This window comes from Aeromonas sp. FDAARGOS 1408 (assembly GCF_019048665.1).
Lineage (GTDB): Bacteria > Pseudomonadota > Gammaproteobacteria > Enterobacterales > Aeromonadaceae > Aeromonas > Aeromonas dhakensis.
Genome location: NZ_CP077394.1, coordinates 3,916,848 through 3,937,498 on the forward strand (window position 1 = coordinate 3,916,848; position 20,651 = coordinate 3,937,498).

The window sequence follows — 20,651 nt, forward strand, 5'->3', positions numbered from 1 at the left end:
GGTCACCTCATCCTTAAGGTGTTTAGTAACTATCGGCTAATGCCTATTAAATTAAACACCTAAAATCTTAAAAAAGGGCTCAAACTTGCCCCATATGGTGTCACCCGGCTAGCTGCTCTGAGCGGGGTGGTATAAGATATTTAACACAAATTTAATAATAGTAAACAGTCAAGGAGTGTCTATCGATGGATATCGGTCACCGCCTCAAGGCGGTTCGCACCAAAGCCGCCCTCTCCCAGCGCGAGCTGGCCAAACGCTCCGGTGTGACCAACGGCTTTATCTCCCAGATCGAGAAAAATCAGGTGAGCCCCTCGGTCGCTTCCCTGCGCAAGGTGCTGGAAGGGATCCCCATGTCCCTGGCCACCTTCTTCACCGATGAGACGGAGATGGATTCCGAGGTGATCTTCCGCGCCGCCGACATGCCGGATCTCGGCACCCACCCCATCAGCTACCGCCTGGTGGGCCACAGCCGCGCCAACCGTGCCATCGGCATGATGCAGGAGATACTGCCACCGGGCGCCGACACCGGCGACGACATGCTGAGCCACGAGGGCGAAGAGTGCGGCATCGTCATTCAGGGCCAGGTGGAGGTCACCGTCGGCGAGCAGGTCTACCTGCTGACGCCGGGGGACGGCTACTACTTCGACAGCCGCACCCCGCACCGTTTTCGCAATGTGGATGAGCACGAATGCGTGCTGATCTCGGCCAACACCCCCGCCAGCTTCTAAGCCATGAGAGGGGAGAGCCCGCCCCTCGGCGGACCCGGCACAGCGACCAGCCCCTTCGCGCTGACCTCCGCTTCGGCAGGCGTCGATGGCCCGCGCTTGCGGTGTGCTTTGCCCCGCCGGATACCCTCGCCGGGACGGATTCCGGATGGGGCCAAACCAGCAAAGTGTTTAACGAATTGTTACAAGATGGATTTACAAGCGGCAAGATGTTTAGCATATTGATACGCGGAAACTGACTTTTTGCCGGTTCAAGGAGTGAACATGAGTGACCTGACCCTGGCCCAGTGGCAACACAAGGCCTCCCACCTGACCCTGCCCTCGCAAGCCTTCATCGACGGCAGCTACCGGGACGCCATCAACGGCGCCACCTTCGACTGCATCAACCCGGCCAACGGCAAGCTGCTGACCAGGGTTGCCGCCTGCGACGCCGCCGATGCCGAACTGGCGGTGCAGGCCGCCCGCGCCGCCTTTGACGACAAACGCTGGAGCGGTCTGTCGCCCAAGCAGCGCAAGCAGATCCTGCAGCGCTTCGCCGAACTGATGCGGCTCAATCTGGTGGAGCTGGCACTGCTGGAATCGCTCGACATGGGCAAGCCCATCGGCGACGCCATGGGCTATGACGCCCCCGCCGCCGCCAACTGCATCGCCTGGAACGCCGAGGCCATCGACAAGATCTACGATCAGGTCGCTCCGGTCGAGGAGTCCGCCCTGGCGCTGGTTACCCACGAGCCGCTCGGCGTCGTGGCCGCCATCGTCCCCTGGAACTTCCCGCTGGTGATGGCCTGCTGGAAGCTGGGCCCGGCGCTCGCCACCGGCAACTCGGTGATCCTCAAACCCTCCGAGAAATCCCCGCTCACCGCCCTGCGCATCGCGGGTCTGGCCAAAGAGGCCGGCATCCCCGACGGCGTGTTCAACGTGCTGCCCGGCTTCGGCCACACGGTCGGCGAGGCGCTGGCCATGCACATGGACGTCGACTGCATCACCTTCACCGGCTCCACCAAGATCGGCAAGCATCTGGTGCAGTGCTCCGGCAAGTCCAACCTCAAGCGTGCCTTCATGGAGTGCGGCGGCAAGAGCCCCAACATCATACTGGCGGATGCGCCGGATCTGGACGCCGCCGCCCGCAGCGCGGCCGGTGCCATCTTCTACAACCAGGGCGAGGTGTGCACCGCAGCCTCCCGCCTGCTGGTGCAAAACAGCATCAAGCCGCAGTTCATGGAGCGGCTGCTGGCCCATGCCCGCGAGTGGATCTCGGCCAACCCGCTCGACCCCACCACCCGCATCGGCGCCATGGTGGATCACATCCAGATGGAGCAGGTGCTCAGCTACATCGCCATCGGCCAGCAGCAGGGCGCCAAGCTGCTGCTGGGGGGCAAGCGCACCAATACCGAGAGCGGCGGCTTCTATATCGAGCCCACCATCTTCGATGAGGTGACCCCAGAGATGCGCATCTTCCGCGAGGAGATCTTCGGCCCCGTGCTGGCGGTGACCGGCTTCGATACTCTGGATGAGGCCATTGCGCTCGGCAACGACACCGACTACGGTCTGGCGGCCGCAATCTGGACGGCGGATCTCAACAAGGCGGTGAAGGGCTCCCGCGCCCTGCGCGCCGGCACCGTGTTCGTCAACAACTGGGATGGCGGCGACATGACCATGCCGTTCGGCGGTTTCAAGCAGTCCGGCAACGGTCGCGACAAGTCGTTGCATGCGCTGGAGAAGTACACCGAGCTGAAAAGCACCTGGATCCAGCTCGAATAGCATCAGAAATGACGTTCATTTATCGAAAAGGGGGAGAAATCCCCCTTTTTCATTTTTACCCTTTCATCGTCGGCCTCAATCGATATAATCATCAAATAGACAAGCCCTTAAATATAAAGATAAAAATGTTATTTTTTCTGGGAAGTGTACTGTTTCTGGTAATAGGACTGCCGCTGCTGTTCTACATACTGGGACACGGTGAGGCCTACGTGACCTGGGGTCCGTGGATCTCCGCCATCGCACTCATGCTGTGGCTGCTGCTGGACGTGGACAAGATCCGCCGCGGCGGAGGCCGCTGAGCCGGGCAGTACACCGTTAAAATCCGCTGATCACCATTTATTCGCTTCTTTCCCCGCAAAAGGATCGCTACACTGATTTTTTGCGATGCGTTCCAGCATCCGCCTCTCCAGTGAAGGTTATCCGCATGCAGCAACACGTTCAGCGCCAGGGCGTCATCTACGCCTTGTGCGCCTATACCCTTTGGGGCCTGGCGCCCATCTACTTCAAGACCATCGCCGCCGTACCGGCCGCCGAGATCCTGACCCACCGGATGATCTGGTCGTGCGCCCTGCTGCTGGTGCTGACCCTGCTCGGCCGCCAGTGGCACAAGGTACAGGCAGTACTGCGCCAGCCGAAGGTGCTGCTCACCCTGGCCTTCACCTCCATCACGGTCGGCGGCAACTGGCTGCTGTTCATCTGGGCCATCAACAACGGCCACATGCTGGATGCCAGCCTCGGCTACTACATCAACCCGCTGTTCAACGTGCTGCTCGGCATGCTGTTCCTGGGCGAGAAGCTGCGCCGGCTACAGTGGTGGGCGGTGGGACTGGCAGCGATCGGTGTCGCCATCCAGATCATCGCCTTCGGCTCCCTGCCGTGGATAGCGCTGGTGCTGGCCTCAAGCTTCGCCATCTATGGCCTCATTCGCAAGAAGCTGGCCCTCGACGCGCTGACCGGCCTCTTGATCGAGACCCTGATCATGCTGCCGCCGGCCGCCATCTATCTGTGGGGCATCGCCGACAGCCCTACCAGCCATCTCACCCAGAATGACTGGCACCTCAACCTGCTGCTGATCGCCGCCGGTGCCGTCACCACGGCGCCGCTGCTCTGCTTCACCGCCGCCGCCACCCGGCTCAAGCTCTCCACCCTGGGTTTCTTCCAGTACATAGGGCCAAGCCTGATGTTCATCCTGGCAGTCACCCTCTATGGCGAGGCACTGGCGTTGGACAAGATGATCACCTTCGCCTTCATCTGGAGCGCGCTGGTGCTGTTCAGTCTGGACGGGCTGCGCAGTGGCAAACGCCGGCAGGCTGTGGAGCAGGCTTGACGGGACGCCGCCCGGCGCTGCAATAATCTACAAGCCCATGCCCGGGTTTCAGGTTATCAATAGCCGATGAGCGCACCCCAATCCCGCATCCACTACTGGCAATCCCGGCTGCTGCCGGGAGTTGAACTCTCCCACTCCCACCACAGGGAGTTCAGCTATGGCCGCCATGTGCACCTGGACTACCACATAGGTCTGGTGCAGCAGGGCGGCCAGAAATTCATCCACAAGGGCAGCAGCCACCACCTGGTGCGCGGCGAGCTTTCCACCGTCAACCCGGACGAGATGCACGACGGCCTCAGCCTGCTGCCGGAAGGGTACGAGGTGCGGGTGTTCGCCATCGCCCCCGAGCAGCTGGCTCGCTGGCTGCCAGAGAGCCCGGAACCCTTCTTCGACAAGGGGTTGCAGAGCCGCCCCGACCTCTATCAGGGTTTTGCCAGGCTGCACATGTATCTGGACAACCCCAGCCCCGACGGCCTGCTGGCGGAGAGCCAGCTGCTGGCCCTGCTCGGCGAGCTGTTGCACATCGCACCGGAGCGCCACGCCCTGGCCGACCCTCAGCTCAGGTACCTGCGCGACTATCTGATGGCCCGGCTGGATCAGCGCCACAGCCTGGAGGATCTGGCCGCCCTGTTCGGACTGGATCGCTTCGCCTTCCTGCGCCAGTTCAAGAAGAAGACCGGCATGACCCCCTATGCCTGGCTCAAGCGACTGCGACTCGAGCAGAGCAAGCGCCTGCTCGGCAGCGGCCTGCCGGTGAGCGAGGTGGCGCTGGCGGTCGGTTTCTTCGATCAGAGTCACTTCCACCACGGCTTTCGCCAGGCGTTCGGCCTCACCCCTGCCGACTTTCGCCAGCAGATGCTGGCCGCCAGCGGGCGCGTCGACTAACTCCGCACTGCAATCTTTTACAATCCGGCGACTCCACAATCCGCCATGCTGTGAACTCGATACTGTCCCAGAGGTTTCCATGTTCACCAGCCTGTTTCTGACCATAGGTCTCATCCATCTCATCGCCCTAGCGAGCCCGGGCCCGGATTTCGCGTTGATCCTGCGCACCAGCCTGCACAGGCCCACCGCACTGGGCGCAGCGCTCGGCATCGCGCTCGCCATCCTGGTGCATGCCACCCTCAGCCTCACCGGCATCAGCCTGCTGATTGCCGAACACCCCTGGCTATTCATCACGGTGAAGGTGGTCGGCGCCCTCTATCTGGGCTGGCTCGGCTGGGGAGCGCTGAAGGCGGCCTGGCACAGCTCGGCCGAGCTCGCCCTGCACGCCGGCGGTGAGGCGCAGGGCTGGCGCAAGGGGGTGCAGCGCGGCATTGCTACCAACCTGCTCAACCCCAAGGCACTGCTGTTCTTCATGGGGCTACTGGCCGCCATGGTGACGCCGCAGGTGGACGGCCTGACTCGCGGCCTGCTGGTGCTGGAGCTGTTCCTGCTCTCCCTGATCTGGTTCGGGGTGCTGGCCTGGAGCCTCTCCACCGTGCGGGCCCAGCGCCTGCTCGGCCGCGTGCAGCGTCCGCTCAACCTGGTCACCGGCCTGCTGTTTGGCGCGGTCAGCCTCTCCATCCTGACCGGCATGGCCGGCGAGGCCTATGCCCTGGTCCTGCACTGACACCCGTGTTCCTGCCATGAAAAAGAGGGATGGCCCGGGCCATCCCTCTTTGCGTTCATTGCTCCTGGCCGGGTAACCGGCCCTCTCACTCACCCTTCATCAGAACCACTGACCGTGGCGCTTGATGTAGAGGGTCTTGACGGTCTGGGTCAGCCCCATGTAGGCCAGCATGGTGATCACCAGCCACATGAAGTACTTGGGCCCATCCAGAGTGATGAAGCCGAAGTGCTCAGCCAGCGGCGAGAACGGCAGGTAGCAGCCGATGGCGATGGCGATCGAGGTGGAGAGCAGCACCGGCAGGGTAGCGGTACTCTGCAGGAAGGGGATCTTGCGGGTACGCAGCATATGCACCACTAGGGTCTGCGACACCAGCCCCTCGATGAACCAGCCTGAGTTCATGATGGCCTGACCGTTGACCAGCGGATCCATGCTGCCGTTGGCGGTGGCATAGAGGGCGCCGGCGCCGAACACGAACCACATCAGGCAGTAGGTGCTGATGTCGAACACCGAGGAGGTCGGGCCGAGCCACAGCATGAAACGCTTGATGTTGCTCGCCTCCCACTTGCGCGGGCGCTTGAGGAACTCGGGGTCCATCTTGTCCCACGGCAGCAGCATCTGGGAGACGTCGTACACCAGGTTCTGGATCAGCATCTGCATCGCCAGCATTGGCGCCCAGGGCAGCCAGGCGGAGGCCACCAGCACCGAGAATACGTTGCCGAAGTTGGAGCTGGCGGTCATGTTGAGGTACTTCAAGATGTTGCCAAAGGTCTCGCGCCCCTTGATCACCCCCTCCTCCAGCACCATCAGGCTCTTCTCCAGCAGGATGATGTCGGCGGTCTCCTTGGCGATGTCGGCACCGCTGTCCACCGAGATCCCCACGTCTGCATCCCGCAGCGCCGGCGCATCGTTGATGCCGTCACCGAGGAAACCGACGGTGTTGCCGTTGGCCTGCAGCGCCTTCACCACCCGCGACTTCTGCAACGGGGTCAGCTTGGCGAAGATGGTGGTCTGCTTGACCGCCTCGCACAGCGCCACGTCGTCCATCCCCTCGATATCCTTGCCGAGCAGCGGCACGCCGGGCGCCAGCCCCACATCACGGCACACCTTGCTGGTGATGATGGGGTTGTCGCCGGTCAGCACCTTGACCGCCACCCCGTACTCGTTCAGCGCACGGATGGCCGGTGCGGCCGAGTCCTTGGGCGGATCGAAGAAGGTGAGGAAGCCGCGCACCACCAGTTTGGCCTCGTCGCGGGTCTGATAGCTCTGCTTGCACTCGTCAGCCGGGATCTCGCGGGTCGCCACGATCAGCACCCGATAGCCCTCGGCGTTGAACTCCTCGCTCTGGCGCAGCAGAGCGCGGCGATCCGCGTCGGTCAGCTCCCTAACCTCCTGGCCATCGGCGATCTCGCTGGAAACGGCCAGCATCTCTTCCACCGCCCCCTTGGAGACCATCAGCTGCTGGCCCAGATCGTCCTGCACAATGACTGACAAGCGGCGGCGCACGAAGTCGAACGGCAGCTCGTCCACCTTGCGGTAGTTGGCCGGCTTGCAGCTCTCCCCCAGCGCATCGGCGTGCTCGACCACCGCGATGTCCATCAGGTTCTTCATGCCGCTCTGGTGAAAGCTGTTGAGCCAGGCCAGCTGCAGGATCCGGTCGTCCCGGTTGCCGCGCACATCGTAGTGGTGCTCGAGGATGATCTTGTCCTGGGTCAGGGTGCCGGTCTTGTCGGTGCAGAGCACATCCATGGCGCCGAAGTTCTGCACCGAGTTGAGCCGCTTCACCACCACCTTGCGCTTGGCCATGGCCACCGCGCCGCGCGCCAGGTTGGCGGAGACGATCATCGGCAGCATCTCGGGGGTGAGCCCCACCGCCACCGCCAGCGCGAAGGTGAGCGCCGACATCCAGTCGCCGCTGCTGACCCCGCTCAGCATAAAGACGATGGGCACCATCACCAGCATGAAGCGGATCAGCAGCCTGGTGACGCTGTTCACGCCGCGATCGAAGCTGGTCTCGATGCGCTTGTGGCTCACCACGTTGCGGGCCAGCGAACCGAAATAGGTGTCGCTGCCGGTGGCCACCACCACGGCGCGGGCGGTACCGCTCACCACGTTGGTGCCCATGAAGCAGATGTTGGGCAGATCGAGCAATCCTGCCTCCCCTGCGCCGGTACCGTCCGCCGATTTGCCGGCCACGGCGCCCAGGGTGTCGTACTTCTCCACCGGCAGCGCTTCGCCGGTCAGCACCGCCTGGCTGATGAAGAGATCGCGCGATTCGATCAGCTTGATGTCGGCCGGGATCATGTCTCCCGCCTGCAGGTGCACTATGTCACCAGCCACCAGCTCGGTCATCGCTACCTCCTTGCGCTGGGGGGCGACTCCCGGCGAGGGGCGACGCTGCACGGTGGCGGTGTTGCGCACCAGCGACTTGAGCGCCTCTGCCGCCTTGGCGGAGCGGTACTCCTGCCAGAAGCGCAGCAAGCCGCTCAGCCCCACCATGACGCCGAGGATGATCACCTTGACCCAGTCCTCGTCGCCCGGCTCGGCCATCAGCACGTCCATCACGTAGCTGACCAGCCCGAGCACGATCAGCACCATCACGAAAGGGTTCTTGAACGCCTGCAGCAGCTGGATCAGCGCGTGGGGCGGCTTGTCGTGGGTCACCTCGTTGGGACCAAACTGGATCAGGCGGTTGGCGGCCTCGGTCGCGGTGAGGCCGTCGATGTTGCCGCGCACGGCAGTGAGGGTGTATTCGAGGGATTTGTCGGCCTCGTCGAGCACCCGTGAGGAGAGTTTCTCCTTCTGGCTGCCCGGGGCGACGAACCCTCTCTGCTTGTGCCGGCTGGCGGTATGTTGTTGCTTCATGACTCTTTATCCTGATTTTTACGCGCAGGCGGGCGCTGTCGCGGGCCGGGCCTGGCGTCAGTACTGAAATCGAAGGCTGTGAACCCAACACAATGCCGGCACGGTCAATCGCCGCGCGCAGGGCGGCCCGTCAGACACATGTCTGCCGTCGTGCCAACCGGCATGGTTAGGTCGGATCAGGGGTCAGGACACCGCATCCCGTCCCGCAGGGATCAGGAGTGGGCAGGCGTGGACCCCGAGGGTCTAGGTTTGGGCTCTTCGGTCATGGCGGTTCCTCCGAGTTGGGCTGCAGCAAGCCGGCCCGACATCTCGATGGCACGGCTGGTCATCGCCGGCGGGCAGATCCGCGCGGCGCGCATTATCGACAGGGCATGAATCGCGACGGCGACTCATTGCACAAAAGAAGATCAGGATAACGGCAGGCAACCATAACGGCATGATGGTCGAACAATAACGAGCTGCAGCTCATGGGCCGGTTCAGCAGGGAAACAACCGCACCCCATGAATATATTTCAAAATCACCAAGGCATATTTTGAAATATATATGGCAGACGCTTTCATTATTTAAATTCGCAACCCGTCCTATCGAAAACAACATTGTTTTCAATACACACGGTTCATCCTGTTATTTCACGCCAGCCTGGCTGACCATGCTCACGAAGAAACCTTCGAGCGGCCATGACGGGCAGACACGTGCCCATTACCAAGGGCTCACGTGACAAGGCGTGCAATTGCTGGGGCGCGAGGCGGCATGGCTCGCAGAGGGAGTGGAACAATCCGGGGAGCAACGCAGGTCCCGGCGGGACTGGGTTGCAAGAGTCGGGATGACTCGCTAGATGCCACACTCTGAGCGATCAGAGTGAGGGAGAAGAAGGGATATCAACCTCAGTTCTGATTAGCCCACATCGCGCTGTGCAATCGGCTACAACTGTCGCTGTCCATAATATCCTTCCACCTGTTGATAACACGCCAAGATTCTACCCAGAAATATTGGGTGGCGCAAAATATAAATTCATCTTTCGCCATCAAATTCCAATTAAGGACGGCAGAGATATTAATTATTGCGCGAAAACGGATTCATCCTCATTTCGCTCTGCAACACAGGGTTAATTGATCTGGATGGGGTTTTGCCCGAATATTCCGGCCATCCACCGGATCCGGGCTGGAATCGGACTCAATGTGGGAATAGGATGCACGGCTTCCATCCATGACGCACAGGAAACAACAGGCATGAATCGAAAATGGTCGCTCCCCATCGTGGCAATCGCGGGGGGAGCGTTACTCTGGCTCGGCAACACCTTTGGTATGAAATGGGCTCTGATGGCCCTGATCGGATTCGGCTTCGGCTTCACCCTCTCCTTCAGCCGCTTCGGCATCGTGTTCGGTTGGCGTGAGATGCTGACCAAGCGCAACAGCTACTACGTGCGGGTTCACCTGCTCACCATCGCCATCGAAATTCTGCTGTTCACCTGCTTCCTCTCCTTTAGCCACGCCCTGTTTGGCGATGCCATGGTGGGCAACGTGATGGCCATCGGCATTCCCTTCATCGTCGGTGCCTTCCTGTTCGGCATCGGCATGCAGCTGGCGGGCGTCTGCGCCACCGGCACCCTCTACTGCTGCGGCGAGGGGCAACCCCGCTTCTGGCTGGTGCTGCTCTGCTACGGCATCGGCACTCTGATCAGCAACCAGTTCCGCCCCGAACTGGAGGCCACCTTCTCCAGCCATGTGGTGCTGGCAAAAGACCTGACCGGCAATATCTGGAGCGGCATGCTGCTCAACCTGGCGCTGGTCGCCGCGCTGTTCCTGCTGTTTCGCAAGAGCGAACTCAAGCGCACCGGTGAGCTCAAGCCCCTCTTCAGCGGCGGCAACCTGTTCTGGCGCGACGGCCGCTTCACCGTGCTGACCGGCGGCATCATCATAGCTCTGCTCAACTCGTCCGTGGTCGCCCTGCACGGCTCTGCCTGGACCATCACAGGCGCCGTCTATGACATGGCGCTGCGCGGTGCCTCCCTGTTCGGTCTGTTCGAGGGGCACCCCAAGCTGGCCCAGCCGCTCTTCATCAACCCCATGGTCGGCATGTTCTGGCTGGGGATCCTGGGGGCCATGCTGGCGCGCTGCATCAGCGGTGGCGGCCAATTCGCCCCGATGCGGCTCGGCAACAGCCTGGCCTCCATCCTCGGCGGCCTGCTGATGGGGATGGGCGCCATGTACAGCGCCTGCAACCTTGGCGGCTTCTTCGACGGCACGGCATCGGGCAGCCTGCACGGCTGGGTCTGGATGCTGATGGCCCTCGCCGGCAGCCTGATCGGCATCCGCCTGCGCCCGCTGTTCAAGCTCTGATAAAACAACGGGATGGCGCGGTTAAACGCCATCCCGCCACTATTCCCCTTCCACGCCGGTGCGCCGATCCCACGCAGCCCCCCAACCCCCTCTTCTCTATCTCAGTCCTTTAAACAACAGCAACAGGGCAAAACCGGTGAACATCACCGCCGACAGCCGGTTGATCCCCCTGGCGAAGCGTTCGCCATAGCCTTGCGCCCCTACCCAGTGGAACACCAAGCAGTAGCCGCCATGCACCACCAGCACCACGGCGCTGAAGGTGACCGCCAGCAGCATGCACTGACCCAGCGCCCCGTGTTGAAAGTCGATGAACTGGGGGAACAGGCTGGTGAAGAAGATGATCGCCTTGGGGTTGAGCAGGCTGATGAGCGCCCCTTTGATGAAGCTGCGACGGCAATCCCGATCCGGCCCGGCCCCCGGCACCGGGCTCACCGCCCGCTGGCGCCAGGAGTTGAGCCCCAGATAGAGCAGGTAGAGCGCACCGCCCAGGGTGAGGATCTGCTGGCCCGCGGCCAGCCAGCGGGTGAACCAGAGCACCGCCAGCGAGGCCAGGCTCGCCACCAGCAGGATGCCCACCGCCACCCCGCAAAAGCCGGCGATGGCATGGCGAGCACCCCGGGTCAGGGTGTTGCCTATGGTGTAGATCACGGCGGGCCCCGGGCTCAGCACTGTGCCGATGGCGAGCAGCAGATAGAGGGCGTAATAGTCGAGCGTCATCGAGAGAGATTCCAGCGTGGATTGGCTGCCGCCCAGTATATTGACAGCCGCGACGCCAGCCAGACATAGTGGCGCCGGGCTTTATAAACCAGGAGTTTAGAGTGGACCGCTTGACCGCCATCGAGATCTTCGTCGAGGTTGCCCGCGCGGGCAGTTTCGCCGCCGTGTCGGAGCGCTTCGCGATGACGCCGGCCATGATCGGCAAGTACATCAAGTGGCTGGAGGCCAGAGTCGGCTCCCGCCTGCTCAATCGCAACACCCGTTGCCAGAGCCTGACCGAGGCGGGCCAGGAATACCTCGCCGGCTGCCAGAGCCTGCTGCAACACTACCGGGAGCTGGAGCAGAACACCCTGGCCAATACCGGCCAGGCGGCGGGCAGGATCCGCATCAATGCACCCGTTACCTTCGGCAGCTACCGGCTGACGCCGCTGCTGTGCCGCTTCATGGAGCGCTACCCGCAGATCCGCATCGAGCTGGATCTGTCGGATCGGCTGGTGGACGTCATCGGCGACGGCTTCGACCTCATCTTCCGGATCGGCCAGCCCAAGGATGCCGGCTACATCGCCCGGCCACTGACCAGCACGGGCTCGGTGTTTTGCGCCTCGCCAGACTATCTGCAACGCCACGGCACTCCCCTCACGCTGGCGGATCTGGCCAGCCACCACTGCCTGGGATTCAGCCCCTGGCTCGGCCAGTCGCGCCTGGCCGAAGCCTTTCCCCTCGAACAGCTGCACCTGTGGGACAGCCCCTTCATCAGCAACCACGGCGGCGCCCTCAAGGTGGCCGCCCTCAACCACGCCGGCATCCTGCTGCAGCCACGCGCCCTGCTGAGCGAGGAGCTGGCGCGCGGCACCCTGCAGGAGATCCTGGCGGATGCGCTGCCCGCCCCGCGCCCGGTCAACCTGCTCTACCCGGCCAGGGAGCCGCTGCCGCTGCGCCTGCGGTTGCTCATCGACTACCTGATCGAGCTGCGCCACCAGCTGTAGGGCGCAGCCCTACTCGCCGCGCTGCTTCACCCGGCGCAGATAGACATAGCCCTCCCCCGGGCTGCCCCAGCGCTGATGGGCATCGGTGTCATAGGCCCGATCCAGCAGTCGCACACTGTGGGGGCCGATCCAGAGGTATTGCACCAGGGTGCTGGCACCGCCGAAATTGGTGGAGCAGCTGCCCACCTTGCTGTGGCCGGCGTATTCCCCCGACGGCTGGCGAGTCAGCCAGATCTCGCAGCCCTGGCGCAGGGAGAGCTGTTGCGGGGTGAGGGAGTCGAGCAGTTCGGGCCGGCGCCAGGCACCGGCAAAGTCGATGGCTCGCGGCATGGTCAGCTCGGCCATCAGGATGCGGCCATCGGGCACCAGCGAGAAGCGATAGATGCGCTGGCGAAACGGGCGCACCGCCCGCTCGGTCAGGAACTGCTCGGCATAGACCCAGCGAAAGCCCTTGTAGCCGGGCCAGATCTCCACCAGCCGCAGCTCGGCACTGGTAAAGCGGCTGTCGTAGCTGGCCTGCTCGCGGCTGGAGAACTCGCCGGTAAACCAGGAGAGCAGCGGCTCCATGCTGGCAGGCTGCGTCGTGGTGGTGCTGTCAGGGGGCGTGGTGACGAAGGGGCCGGGTGCCGCCCAGGCCAGGCAGGAGAAGAGCAGCCCCCACAGGGCCGTCATCAGGCTGGTCATCGAATCCTTCCGAATCAGTGTCATGGCGGCGATTATATGAGCGAACGGCGTCAATATCCGCAACCTTGATCAAATGATTGCCGATCCGAAGCAAAATCATCGTATTAGCGTCATGTCCCGGCAATCGGGTAGCCATCGACGCCAGGCTGGACCCTGCCTGAACACCCCGCATTCTGTCCTTGTGGGCGCTCTTTGAATCGGTTATCTCTCTTGCCATGCCCTGTGCAGCGGATGCCAGGGTCGGACAAGCAGCGCAATCAGGAGCAAGAGATGAAGAGAGCCGTAATCGCGGGCATGGTGGCCATTCTGCTGAGTGGCTGCGCGGTGAAGAACCAGGTCTCCCACAGCCTGCAGGCGATCCCGCTGACCGCCTTCCAGCAGAGTGAAAGCAACCCCAACCAGCGCATCTACAAGGAGCCCGGCGTGGATCTGCGCCAATACAATGAGGTGCTGCTCGATCCGCTCCAGTTTATCCGGCAGGAAAATGGCCAGTGGTATCTGCTGACCGCCAACGAGCAGAACGAGATCGGCCGCTACTACCACGCCACCTTCCAGCGCGAGCTGATGAGCCACGGCGTCAAGATTGCCACCGCCCCCGGCCCCGGCGTGCTCCGGGTGCAGGCCGCCATCACCAACTTCGACCTGACCCGGCCCGACCCCAAGCTGCGGGATCTGCTGCCCGCCAAGATCGCCATCAACGTCACCCGCGAGGTGATCGGCAAGGAGCCCTATCTGCTCAGGGTGGGCAGCATGGCCCAGCTGCTCGACTCCCAAAGCGGCAAGCTGCTGGTGCGGGTGATGGATGCACGCGAGAGCCCGGACACCACCCACAAGGAGAGCCCCATCACCGCCGGCGAGATGGCGAAAATGATCGACCAGTGGGCCGCCGGCCGCGCCAAGCAGCTGGCCGACAACCTGGGTCGCTGAACGGGCCGGCCGCCTCCCAAAAGGGGGGCTTTTGGAGCCATGACAGCTGCGTTATCGCCTGAATGTTGATAAGGTCATTACTTTATTGGCTGGAGAAAAAGATATGAAAAAAGCGCTGTTTCCCATTCTGGTTGCCGGCCTGCTGAGCGCCTGCAGCATGGCTCCACAGCAGCAGGAGTGCGCCCCCATGGCCGGCGGATGGCAGAGTCAGCCGTTGCCGAACGCCGGCGCCGAAGCGGCGCTGGCCAGCGTGCTGGCGCGCATGAACACCTCCGCCAGGCTGGAGCGCATTCTCGAGGTGCGCAGCCAGGTGGTCTCCGGGATCAACTACGACATCGCCTTCCAGCTCGACAACGGCGAGGTGTGGAATACCCGCGTCTATCGGGATCTCGCCGGCCACTACCAGATGGCCCGGCCGGCCGCCCAGGGGGAACTGCCCGCCATGCCTTGCGTCAAGGCCAAATAGCCGCGACCATCGGGTCCCTCGCCAGAGGGGCTCATCTGACCAGCAAATCTCTGCTGTTCTCCCCGCACTCCGGCAGTCAGGATGACCCTTCCCGTGACCACATCCCCATAGAAAAGGAACCACTATGACCCGTCACCCCAGCATCAAGCACTGGCGCGAGCTGCAGGAGCCCGAACCCGGCCGCTACTCCGGCAGCGAGGAGCCGCTCTCTCTGGGCAGTGCCCTCGGCAGACACTACGGCTTTGCCCGTCTCGGCATTCACCACGAGCTGCTGCCGCCGGGCCGGCGCACCAGCTGGCCTCACGCCGAGGAGACAGAGGACGAGTTCGTCCACGTGCTGGAAGGCACTCCGGATGTCTGGCTCGACGGCGTGCTCCATCGGCTGCAACCCGGTGACTCGGTCGGCTTCAAGGCGGGAGACGGGCTGGCCCATACCTTCATCAACAATACCGATCAGCCGGTGCGGCTGCTCTGCGTGGGCGACACCGATCGGGCGGACAACCACATCCACTACGCCCTGCACCCTGAGCGCAACCGCTTCATCGGTGCGCGGCACTGGGATACGGTACCCGAGCGCGAGCTGGGGGATCACGACGGCCTGCCCGACCAGCTGCGCGAGCGCAACGGCCCCTTCTAGGCCGCCGCGGCCGGCCCCTGGTCGGCAAGCGGACGCAACCGACTATCCTTGATGGACCCAAGGCAACGAGGAAGAGAGATGAAGACAGGAACAGTGCGGCTGCATCGGGTGCTCAAGGCGCCGCCGATGCGGATCTACCGGGCCTTTATCGAGGCCGATGCGCTGGCCAAATGGCTGCCACCCCACGGCTTCACCTGCCAGGTGGAACAGCTGGAGGCCAGGGTCGGCGGCCACTTCCGGATGGCGTTCACCCAGTTCGGCAACGGCCACAGCCACGCCTTTGGCGGCGAATACCTAGAGCTCGAACCGGGCAAGCGCATTCGCTACACCGACAGCTTCGACGACCCCAACCTGCCGGGGGTGATGCACGTGACCGTGATCCTGACCGGGGTAGTGTGCGGCACCGAACTCGTCATCGTGCAGGAGGGGATCCCCGCGGCCATCCCGGTGGAGATGTGCTATCTCGGCTGGCAGGAGTCGTTGGCCCAGCTGGCGGCCCTGGTGGAGCCGGAGATCCCGCCGGGCTGAGTGACGCCCACGAAAAAGCCTGCCAGCCGGCAGGCTTTTTTTATTGCTGGCGGCCTGTGCGCCAAACCACCATCCGGGCTCAGCGGCCGGGGGCCTTGTCCAGCGGGAAGGCGAAGAGATCGCGGCGATAGGTCTCGACCACCAGGCTGAACGGCACGCCATCCCCCCGTGAGAGGATGGCCCTATGCTGCAGCACCCGCTCGGGGATCGCCAGCGGCTGGTCACTGCTGGTGAGGGTGGGCATCTGCATCTCCCAACCGGCCGGCAGGGGTGCCCACAGCAGGGTGGAAGAGAGGGTCCGGCGGCTGAAGTTCAGCGCCTTGACGGCCAGGCCAAACGGGGTATCGCTGGTGTCGAGGAGCCGGTTCATCTCCGGTGTGAGGCGGCTTTTCACGTACCAGTTGTCCGCTTCGGAGAAGACATGATCGCCGCAGGCGAGCTGTACCCGACGATAACCGACGGGCTCGTCGGCCGCGATCTTGAGCTGCTCGCGGACGGCGGCATCGGCCGGTTTGCGGGTATCCTGATCACGCAGGGCGCGGATGCGCGGCTCACCGGCCATCCGGTGGTCGGCGCACCAGTTCTGCAGGGTGACGGTGGCGCTCGGGTTGCTGAGCAGGGTGGCATTGAGGGTCTGCAGCAGCGCCTGAGCCTTGAGACGGGTGACGGGGGTGTCGGGCCAGCTTGCGGCGACGCTTTCCTGCGCCTGCGCGGCGCCATGGCACAGCAAGGCCGCCAGCATCATTACTCGGATCTTCATGTTTCTCTTACCCTTTCTACTTTGACGCCGGATTGTAACCGCGCGAGGGCCGAAGACCACGCCTTTATGCCCAGAGCCGTCGCCGGCGACCATGCAGCTAGATCTGGCTCGCCCTCCGTTCGCGGATAAAAAAAGCCTGCCAGCAGGCAGGCTTTTTCGTTCCTGAATACAGCTTATTGCAGCTTGATGGCGCCCAGGTAATCTCCCTTGCCGAGCTCGACCCCGGCCTGGCGCAGCAGGGCATAGGTCATGGTGAGGTGGAAGTAGAAGTTGGGGATGCCGTATTCGTGCACGCAGGTGTGGCCGTCCATTCCCTTGCCACCGGCCCAGTAGGGGGTGTAGTGGCCGCTCGCATACTGGCTGAAGTCGGCATCCAGCTTGCTTTGCAGATAGGTGAGGGTCTTGGCCACATGGGCGCGCAGATCCGCCATGGTCTTGGGGTCATCCCCCAGCACCGGCGGCTCGCTCAGGCTGGCGGTGGCCACAACGGCGCGGGCGCTGTCGCAGCAGATCAGCACCTGCTTGGCCAGCGGCAGCATGTCGACGATGAGCCGCTCATTGAAGAAGTTCTCCACGTTGAACTTCTTGGCGGCGGCATGGGCCTCGGCCTTGGCCAGACAGTGGTCGAGGTTGGTCAGCATCTTGATAAACTGGGCGGCGATCTCACGATTCATAATGCGCTCTCGGTTGGTTGAAGGCGGTTGCACGAGCGGCATCCACTATAGCGCATCCCCCCGTTTGTTCGAGCCCGCCCCCGCAAAATGCCGGCCCCGGCCAGTTGCCCAGCGACAGGATTGGACGACCCCTGCGGCTGCCGATATGCCGAGGCCCTCTTTGGCTCTTTTTTGATCTGTGACATGCATCACTCTTTGGCAGGGGCGTAGGCTGATTCGCGCAGCCCGGGCATGTCGCCGGGCACCACATAAAGGAGAGTGCCATGAAAATCTATGACCGAAACCGCAATGCGCTCACACCGGGTCAGCGGGTGATGATCGCCGCCACTGGCGCCGTCGACGTACTGAAAGAGGCCCACACCGACAACCTGACCCCCTATCAGGCCGAGCACGAGCAGTGCGTGCTGCTGGCCAACTCCCGGGAGCGCTACGCCCCCATCGAGTTGATTAGACTAGGCTGATACCCGGCGTTACCTGTCACCCTACTCTTTACAATTCACCCGGCCGCCGCTCCCCGTTGGGGCCGGGTTTCTGCGCTCTACCTCCATCTCCACACCGCGTCATGGGAGCATGCACGCTATCGGCACGGGGATCGCCATGAACAAGGTGTGGCTCAACCCCTTCCACTACATCTACTCACCTGTACGGACTACCCTCATCGGGGTGCCACATAACAAGGAGAGTGAATCATGTACGGGAAAATCCTTCTGATCGTCTGTCTGTTATTACAGGGTTGTACCAATACTCCTCAACGCCGGCTTGCCTCGGCAGAAAAGCAATTGAGTACGGATGGTGAAACCACCATGCTGTATCACTCTGTTCTTTATTATCCGGATGAACTGAGTTTGCGTTTTGATGGTTATCTGATTGGCGTGGAAAAAAGCCCGCGTGATCTGGTCTCTACACCGCAAAGCGTGAAGGTCAGTACACCCTCAGAGAAGACCTTGAAAACATCAACAGACGCATTATTAGACCAGCCCAAGTTGTTGTATATCTCGCATATTCTGCGAGAGCAGGCCCAGCCCCAATCCGACGAAAACCATACCTGTGCCTTGTATAACCTTTATCAACGACTGGAGCCCGCACAATCCCAGCTGGTTGAACTCTGCGCCCAGCAGAATATGCTACCGATGGCCACCACGCATCGGCGTTGCCAGGATAAAGAGGTCTGCGGTTATGACGACAGTTGGGATGCGCTGAAGCTGTTAAAACAGAGCATGATTCAGCGCCTGATGACGCAGGCCAATACAGGCAAGCCTTACAGCGACATTGTGGTCATTGTCATGGGCTGGAATACGGTGCAAGAAGAGGCCATTCGCAACTTCAACTCCATCATGCTCAATGTGAAACGCAGTGCCCCTGCCGATTTCAATCCCCTGGTTATCGGTGTCACCTGGCCTAGCCAATGGAGCAGCAGTTGGATTGAACCGATTTATCGACTCACCAGCTTCCCCACCAAGGCAGGCGACGCCGACGAACTCGGCCTGAGCTGGCTGGGAGTGCTGATACAGCAGACACTGCCGGAAGTAAAAGCCGCATTGCCTCAAGCCCAGCAAGCGCAACTCACGACCTCGCTGATTGGCCATAGCTTTGGCAGCCGTGCTTCCAATGTGGCTGCCTGCTTTGGTCCGGCCATTTATCAGGATCACTACCAGCCCCCCACGGCGGGCATTGATAACCTGATCAACCTGCAAGGAGCCTTTAAACTGACCCGACTGACCGATAACGCCACATCGACCTCTGCGACGGTGTTTTGCCCTCTGGTCAAGCAGGTAGCGCTGACAGCATCGATCAATGATCAGGCCATGAACAAGGCGCCCGGGGGAGGCTATGCCGGCGATGCCAGGAGCTATGCAGAGATTTGCTCCAATACCAACACCCTTATTCGCTGCGCCTTCGCCGATCATCACGGTAACCTGTTCGGTGTCAGCGGCCCAGCCCGCAGCAACATCACCTATATCGAGGCGAGCAGCCTCATCAGTGAGAACGCCTATCTAAGTGGTGGTGGTGCGCACAGTGACATCTATCGCAAAGAACATGGCCGTCTGATTTATCAGCTGATGCGACAGGGAAAAACTCCCCCTCTTGATTGAGAAGCAGCGCAGCATTCACACAGAATCCGTCAGTCTGCTGCGCCATATCGTTCCGGCGGGTGATCACAACACCTCACCCGCCACCATCAAGGACCTCAAGAGACTGGTGCGATGGCGCTGGCCGGGATCCAGCCAGATTGCCCTTGATCGTTATGTACCCAGAGCCAGCCTGCCAGCTCCCGCTCCACCCGCACCCTCTCCCCCGCCGCCACATCCAGCTCGCGGGCGGTATAGTCCTGACGCGCCTGCGCCTCCTGCGCGCTGATCGGCGTCAGCAGCGATAGGGGCGCCCACCCCTCGTTGCCGTCTGCGGTAAAGGTGCGCACCCAGCCCGGAAACTCGTCATCTTCGTGGCCGATGCGCACCCACTCTCCGGCCCGAAAGGTGATGGGATTGGGGTAACAGGTGTGGTGCGCCGTGGTGATCAACACCAGCATCATCGCATCCTCCAACAGGTTCTGATGAGTGACGTCCAGAGTCATACCACAAGCAGGGCACAGTTGCGTCAACCGGGCTCACATCCTCTGGCAGGGTGCGCCATCCCCCGGGGCGGGCCGGCGATCCTGCTCCCCGCTATTCATTACTGTCAGTGAATTTTCATATCAACAGAGCGCCATTTCAGTGCACTTTCTACCGCCCTAGACTGCTTCTCGAACCTTAACGAGGAGTCTTGTATGAAACTCATCCATATTACTTTGCTGGCCGGCACCATAACTTCGGCCCTCTCTTTCAACACCTTAGCCGGTGATCTGGTCTCGGTGCAGTTCAGCGATGGCCGCCCCGCCGTGACCGGAGTCGAGGCGGTCAACAAAGCGCTCAACCCCATCGGCGTCAACGTGGTCACCGTCGACATCCCCGACGCCGCCAGGCCGCTGCTGGAGGCCTCCCACCGCCGCGCGTTGACCAAAGTGGAGCACAGCGCCCTGATTGCAGCCTTCAACCTGAGTCAGGGGGAGCTGCTGGAGCAGGCCAGGCTCGCAGGCCGCGAGCCTGCGGTGCAAGGGGGTGGCGTCGCCACCGAAGAGACAGGCGTCGGCCCCTACCCCAAGGTCTATGACCTGATGGCGCTGGACGAGCGCACCCGCAGCGCCGTGCTCGGCAAATATGGCCGCATGCACGTCAACTCTGCAGAGGATGGTACCGATATCGACGAGGTGATGACGGTGGTCAGCGGCGGGCCGTTCCGCTGGGGCTTTACCCTGCAAGACGGCAGCATAGCCCGCTTCCAGATCGACAAGGTGGGCCTGGAGGACAAGGCCGTGCGAGTCAGCTATCACGGGCTGGGCATGCACGCCGGGCTGATGGATGCCAAACAGGGGCTGCTGGTAGCCTTCGCCCACGGTCCAAAGGAATTCACCATGCGCTACCAGGCCGACGTGCCCCACGCCCAACTGCTCGGCACCAACCCCTGGGCCGATGTTGGCATCAGCCTGCCCCCCGCCCCCGGCAAGGTGCAATAGGCCACCGCGGCACCGGGCGGTCGGGTCAAGGCCCTGCCGCCCTTGTTGTGCCTGTCTGTTACCTGGCGCCCGGCGAGCCGGATTGGGTGAAT

At 62.5% G+C, this 20,651-nt stretch carries 21 protein-coding genes; 15 read left to right on the forward strand and 6 right to left on the reverse strand.

The genetic code is table 11. The features are described 5' to 3' along the window. Positions 1-185: 185 nt before the first annotated feature. The 6 genes from I6L38_RS18120 to I6L38_RS18145 all read left to right on the forward strand — a co-directional run bounded on the left by I6L38_RS18120 (position 186) and on the right by I6L38_RS18145 (position 5,425). On the forward strand, positions 186-728 hold the full coding sequence (locus tag I6L38_RS18120; RefSeq protein WP_011704252.1) for a cupin domain-containing protein: 543 nt from the start codon (positions 186-188) through the stop codon (positions 726-728). A gap of 261 nt (positions 729-989) precedes the next feature. Then, positions 990-2,486, forward strand: coding sequence for an aldehyde dehydrogenase (locus I6L38_RS18125; RefSeq protein WP_216988811.1), 1,497 nt, complete (start codon positions 990-992; stop codon positions 2,484-2,486). Positions 2,487-2,611: 125 nt separating this feature from the next. Continuing rightward, complete coding sequence (locus tag I6L38_RS18130; protein ID WP_005307716.1) at positions 2,612-2,785, forward strand: hypothetical protein; 174 nt, start codon at positions 2,612-2,614, stop codon at positions 2,783-2,785. 125 nt (positions 2,786-2,910) lie between these two features. Further along, complete coding sequence (gene rarD / locus I6L38_RS18135; protein ID WP_216988812.1) at positions 2,911-3,813, forward strand: EamA family transporter RarD; 903 nt, start codon at positions 2,911-2,913, stop codon at positions 3,811-3,813. Between the two features lie 66 nt (positions 3,814-3,879). Continuing rightward, the gene (locus I6L38_RS18140) at positions 3,880-4,698 is read left to right on the forward strand and encodes an AraC family transcriptional regulator (protein WP_117405650.1); all 819 of its coding nucleotides are present in this window, start codon (positions 3,880-3,882) and stop codon (positions 4,696-4,698) included. 79 nt (positions 4,699-4,777) lie between these two features. Beyond that, positions 4,778-5,425, forward strand: coding sequence for a LysE family translocator (locus tag I6L38_RS18145; protein ID WP_045790883.1), 648 nt, complete (start codon positions 4,778-4,780; stop codon positions 5,423-5,425). A gap of 99 nt (positions 5,426-5,524) precedes the next feature. Here the strand turns inward: I6L38_RS18145 and mgtA are convergent, their stop codons facing one another. Then, complete coding sequence (mgtA, locus tag I6L38_RS18150) at positions 5,525-8,287, reverse strand: magnesium-translocating P-type ATPase (protein ID WP_201882228.1); 2,763 nt, start codon at positions 8,285-8,287, stop codon at positions 5,525-5,527. Positions 8,288-9,517: 1,230 nt separating this feature from the next. Between mgtA and I6L38_RS18155 the strand changes: the two genes are divergently transcribed. Then, positions 9,518-10,627 carry a YeeE/YedE thiosulfate transporter family protein gene (locus I6L38_RS18155; protein WP_216988813.1) on the forward strand — a complete coding sequence of 370 codons (1,110 nt, stop codon included), beginning with the start codon at positions 9,518-9,520 and terminating at the stop codon, positions 10,625-10,627. A gap of 96 nt (positions 10,628-10,723) precedes the next feature. Here the strand turns inward: I6L38_RS18155 and I6L38_RS18160 are convergent, their stop codons facing one another. Further along, on the reverse strand, positions 10,724-11,344 hold the full coding sequence (locus tag I6L38_RS18160) for a LysE family translocator (protein WP_005307702.1): 621 nt from the start codon (positions 11,342-11,344) through the stop codon (positions 10,724-10,726). 101 nt (positions 11,345-11,445) lie between these two features. Here I6L38_RS18160 and I6L38_RS18165 point away from each other — a divergent pair, with 101 nt between their 5' ends. Then, on the forward strand, positions 11,446-12,330 hold the full coding sequence (locus I6L38_RS18165) for a LysR family transcriptional regulator (protein ID WP_201883110.1): 885 nt from the start codon (positions 11,446-11,448) through the stop codon (positions 12,328-12,330). 9 nt (positions 12,331-12,339) lie between these two features. Here the strand turns inward: I6L38_RS18165 and I6L38_RS18170 are convergent, their stop codons facing one another. Next, positions 12,340-13,014 carry a chromophore lyase CpcT/CpeT gene (locus tag I6L38_RS18170; RefSeq protein ID WP_201883112.1) on the reverse strand — a complete coding sequence of 225 codons (675 nt, stop codon included), beginning with the start codon at positions 13,012-13,014 and terminating at the stop codon, positions 12,340-12,342. A gap of 270 nt (positions 13,015-13,284) precedes the next feature. On the opposite strand from I6L38_RS18170, the gene I6L38_RS18175 reads away from it, so the two are divergent. The 4 genes from I6L38_RS18175 (at position 13,285) to I6L38_RS18190 (ending at position 15,572) form a co-directional block, all read left to right on the forward strand. Then, positions 13,285-13,941 (forward strand): DUF3313 domain-containing protein, encoded by a 657-nt coding sequence (locus tag I6L38_RS18175; RefSeq protein WP_017788679.1) that lies wholly within the window; start codon positions 13,285-13,287, stop codon positions 13,939-13,941. 103 nt (positions 13,942-14,044) lie between these two features. Then, positions 14,045-14,407 carry a cystatin domain-containing protein gene (locus I6L38_RS18180; protein ID WP_201883114.1) on the forward strand — a complete coding sequence of 121 codons (363 nt, stop codon included), beginning with the start codon at positions 14,045-14,047 and terminating at the stop codon, positions 14,405-14,407. Between the two features lie 124 nt (positions 14,408-14,531). After that, entirely contained in the window at positions 14,532-15,044 is a 513-nt protein-coding gene (locus tag I6L38_RS18185) for a cupin domain-containing protein (RefSeq protein WP_117405644.1), read from the forward strand. 78 nt (positions 15,045-15,122) lie between these two features. Continuing rightward, positions 15,123-15,572: an SRPBCC family protein gene (locus tag I6L38_RS18190; RefSeq protein WP_005307686.1), complete on the forward strand. Its 450-nt coding sequence runs from the start codon at positions 15,123-15,125 to the stop codon at positions 15,570-15,572. A gap of 79 nt (positions 15,573-15,651) precedes the next feature. Here I6L38_RS18190 and I6L38_RS18195 read toward each other — a convergent pair whose 3' ends face one another. Together I6L38_RS18195 and I6L38_RS18200 are read right to left on the reverse strand one after the other, a co-directional pair. Continuing rightward, on the reverse strand, positions 15,652-16,317 hold the full coding sequence (locus I6L38_RS18195) for a hypothetical protein (protein ID WP_017785254.1): 666 nt from the start codon (positions 16,315-16,317) through the stop codon (positions 15,652-15,654). Positions 16,318-16,505: 188 nt separating this feature from the next. Next, positions 16,506-17,006: a DUF1993 domain-containing protein gene (locus tag I6L38_RS18200; protein ID WP_017778633.1), complete on the reverse strand. Its 501-nt coding sequence runs from the start codon at positions 17,004-17,006 to the stop codon at positions 16,506-16,508. A gap of 263 nt (positions 17,007-17,269) precedes the next feature. Between I6L38_RS18200 and ydfZ the strand changes: the two genes are divergently transcribed. Together ydfZ and I6L38_RS18210 are read left to right on the forward strand one after the other, a co-directional pair. Then, the gene (gene ydfZ / locus I6L38_RS18205; protein WP_010635475.1) at positions 17,270-17,467 is read left to right on the forward strand and encodes a putative selenium delivery protein YdfZ; all 198 of its coding nucleotides are present in this window, start codon (positions 17,270-17,272) and stop codon (positions 17,465-17,467) included. 228 nt (positions 17,468-17,695) lie between these two features. Beyond that, positions 17,696-19,099: a hypothetical protein gene (locus I6L38_RS18210; protein ID WP_216988814.1), complete on the forward strand. Its 1,404-nt coding sequence runs from the start codon at positions 17,696-17,698 to the stop codon at positions 19,097-19,099. A gap of 95 nt (positions 19,100-19,194) precedes the next feature. On the opposite strand, the gene I6L38_RS18215 is transcribed toward I6L38_RS18210, so the two are convergent. Further along, a complete protein-coding gene (locus tag I6L38_RS18215; RefSeq protein ID WP_254204169.1) occupies positions 19,195-19,539 on the reverse strand; it encodes an SH3 domain-containing protein in 345 nt (114 codons plus the stop codon). A gap of 234 nt (positions 19,540-19,773) precedes the next feature. Here I6L38_RS18215 and I6L38_RS18220 point away from each other — a divergent pair, with 234 nt between their 5' ends. Beyond that, entirely contained in the window at positions 19,774-20,559 is a 786-nt protein-coding gene (locus I6L38_RS18220) for a hypothetical protein (RefSeq protein ID WP_216988815.1), read from the forward strand. Positions 20,560-20,651 lie beyond the last annotated feature (92 nt).

What these genes read in the sequence shown, in the direction of transcription:
- I6L38_RS18120 (WP_011704252.1), top strand. Translation starts at nt 186, where the DNA reads ATGGATATCGGTCACCGCCTCAAGGCGGTTCGCACCAAAGCCGCCCTC.
- I6L38_RS18125 (WP_216988811.1), top strand. Translation starts at nt 990, where the DNA reads ATGAGTGACCTGACCCTGGCCCAGTGGCAACACAAGGCCTCCCACCTG.
- I6L38_RS18130 (WP_005307716.1), top strand. Translation starts at nt 2,612, where the DNA reads ATGTTATTTTTTCTGGGAAGTGTACTGTTTCTGGTAATAGGACTGCCG.
- rarD (WP_216988812.1), top strand. Translation starts at nt 2,911, where the DNA reads ATGCAGCAACACGTTCAGCGCCAGGGCGTCATCTACGCCTTGTGCGCC.
- I6L38_RS18140 (WP_117405650.1), top strand. Translation starts at nt 3,880, where the DNA reads ATGAGCGCACCCCAATCCCGCATCCACTACTGGCAATCCCGGCTGCTG.
- I6L38_RS18145 (WP_045790883.1), top strand. Translation starts at nt 4,778, where the DNA reads ATGTTCACCAGCCTGTTTCTGACCATAGGTCTCATCCATCTCATCGCC.
- mgtA (WP_201882228.1), bottom strand. Translation starts at nt 8,287, where the DNA reads ATGAAGCAACAACATACCGCCAGCCGGCACAAGCAGAGAGGGTTCGTC.
- I6L38_RS18155 (WP_216988813.1), top strand. Translation starts at nt 9,518, where the DNA reads ATGAATCGAAAATGGTCGCTCCCCATCGTGGCAATCGCGGGGGGAGCG.
- I6L38_RS18160 (WP_005307702.1), bottom strand. Translation starts at nt 11,344, where the DNA reads ATGACGCTCGACTATTACGCCCTCTATCTGCTGCTCGCCATCGGCACA.
- I6L38_RS18170 (WP_201883112.1), bottom strand. Translation starts at nt 13,014, where the DNA reads ATGACCAGCCTGATGACGGCCCTGTGGGGGCTGCTCTTCTCCTGCCTG.
- I6L38_RS18175 (WP_017788679.1), top strand. Translation starts at nt 13,285, where the DNA reads ATGAAGAGAGCCGTAATCGCGGGCATGGTGGCCATTCTGCTGAGTGGC.
- I6L38_RS18180 (WP_201883114.1), top strand. Translation starts at nt 14,045, where the DNA reads ATGAAAAAAGCGCTGTTTCCCATTCTGGTTGCCGGCCTGCTGAGCGCC.
- I6L38_RS18185 (WP_117405644.1), top strand. Translation starts at nt 14,532, where the DNA reads ATGACCCGTCACCCCAGCATCAAGCACTGGCGCGAGCTGCAGGAGCCC.
- I6L38_RS18190 (WP_005307686.1), top strand. Translation starts at nt 15,123, where the DNA reads ATGAAGACAGGAACAGTGCGGCTGCATCGGGTGCTCAAGGCGCCGCCG.
- I6L38_RS18195 (WP_017785254.1), bottom strand. Translation starts at nt 16,317, where the DNA reads ATGATGCTGGCGGCCTTGCTGTGCCATGGCGCCGCGCAGGCGCAGGAA.
- I6L38_RS18200 (WP_017778633.1), bottom strand. Translation starts at nt 17,006, where the DNA reads ATGAATCGTGAGATCGCCGCCCAGTTTATCAAGATGCTGACCAACCTC.
- ydfZ (WP_010635475.1), top strand. Translation starts at nt 17,270, where the DNA reads ATGAAAATCTATGACCGAAACCGCAATGCGCTCACACCGGGTCAGCGG.
- I6L38_RS18210 (WP_216988814.1), top strand. Translation starts at nt 17,696, where the DNA reads ATGTACGGGAAAATCCTTCTGATCGTCTGTCTGTTATTACAGGGTTGT.
- I6L38_RS18215 (WP_254204169.1), bottom strand. Translation starts at nt 19,539, where the DNA reads ATGATGCTGGTGTTGATCACCACGGCGCACCACACCTGTTACCCCAAT.
- I6L38_RS18220 (WP_216988815.1), top strand. Translation starts at nt 19,774, where the DNA reads ATGAAACTCATCCATATTACTTTGCTGGCCGGCACCATAACTTCGGCC.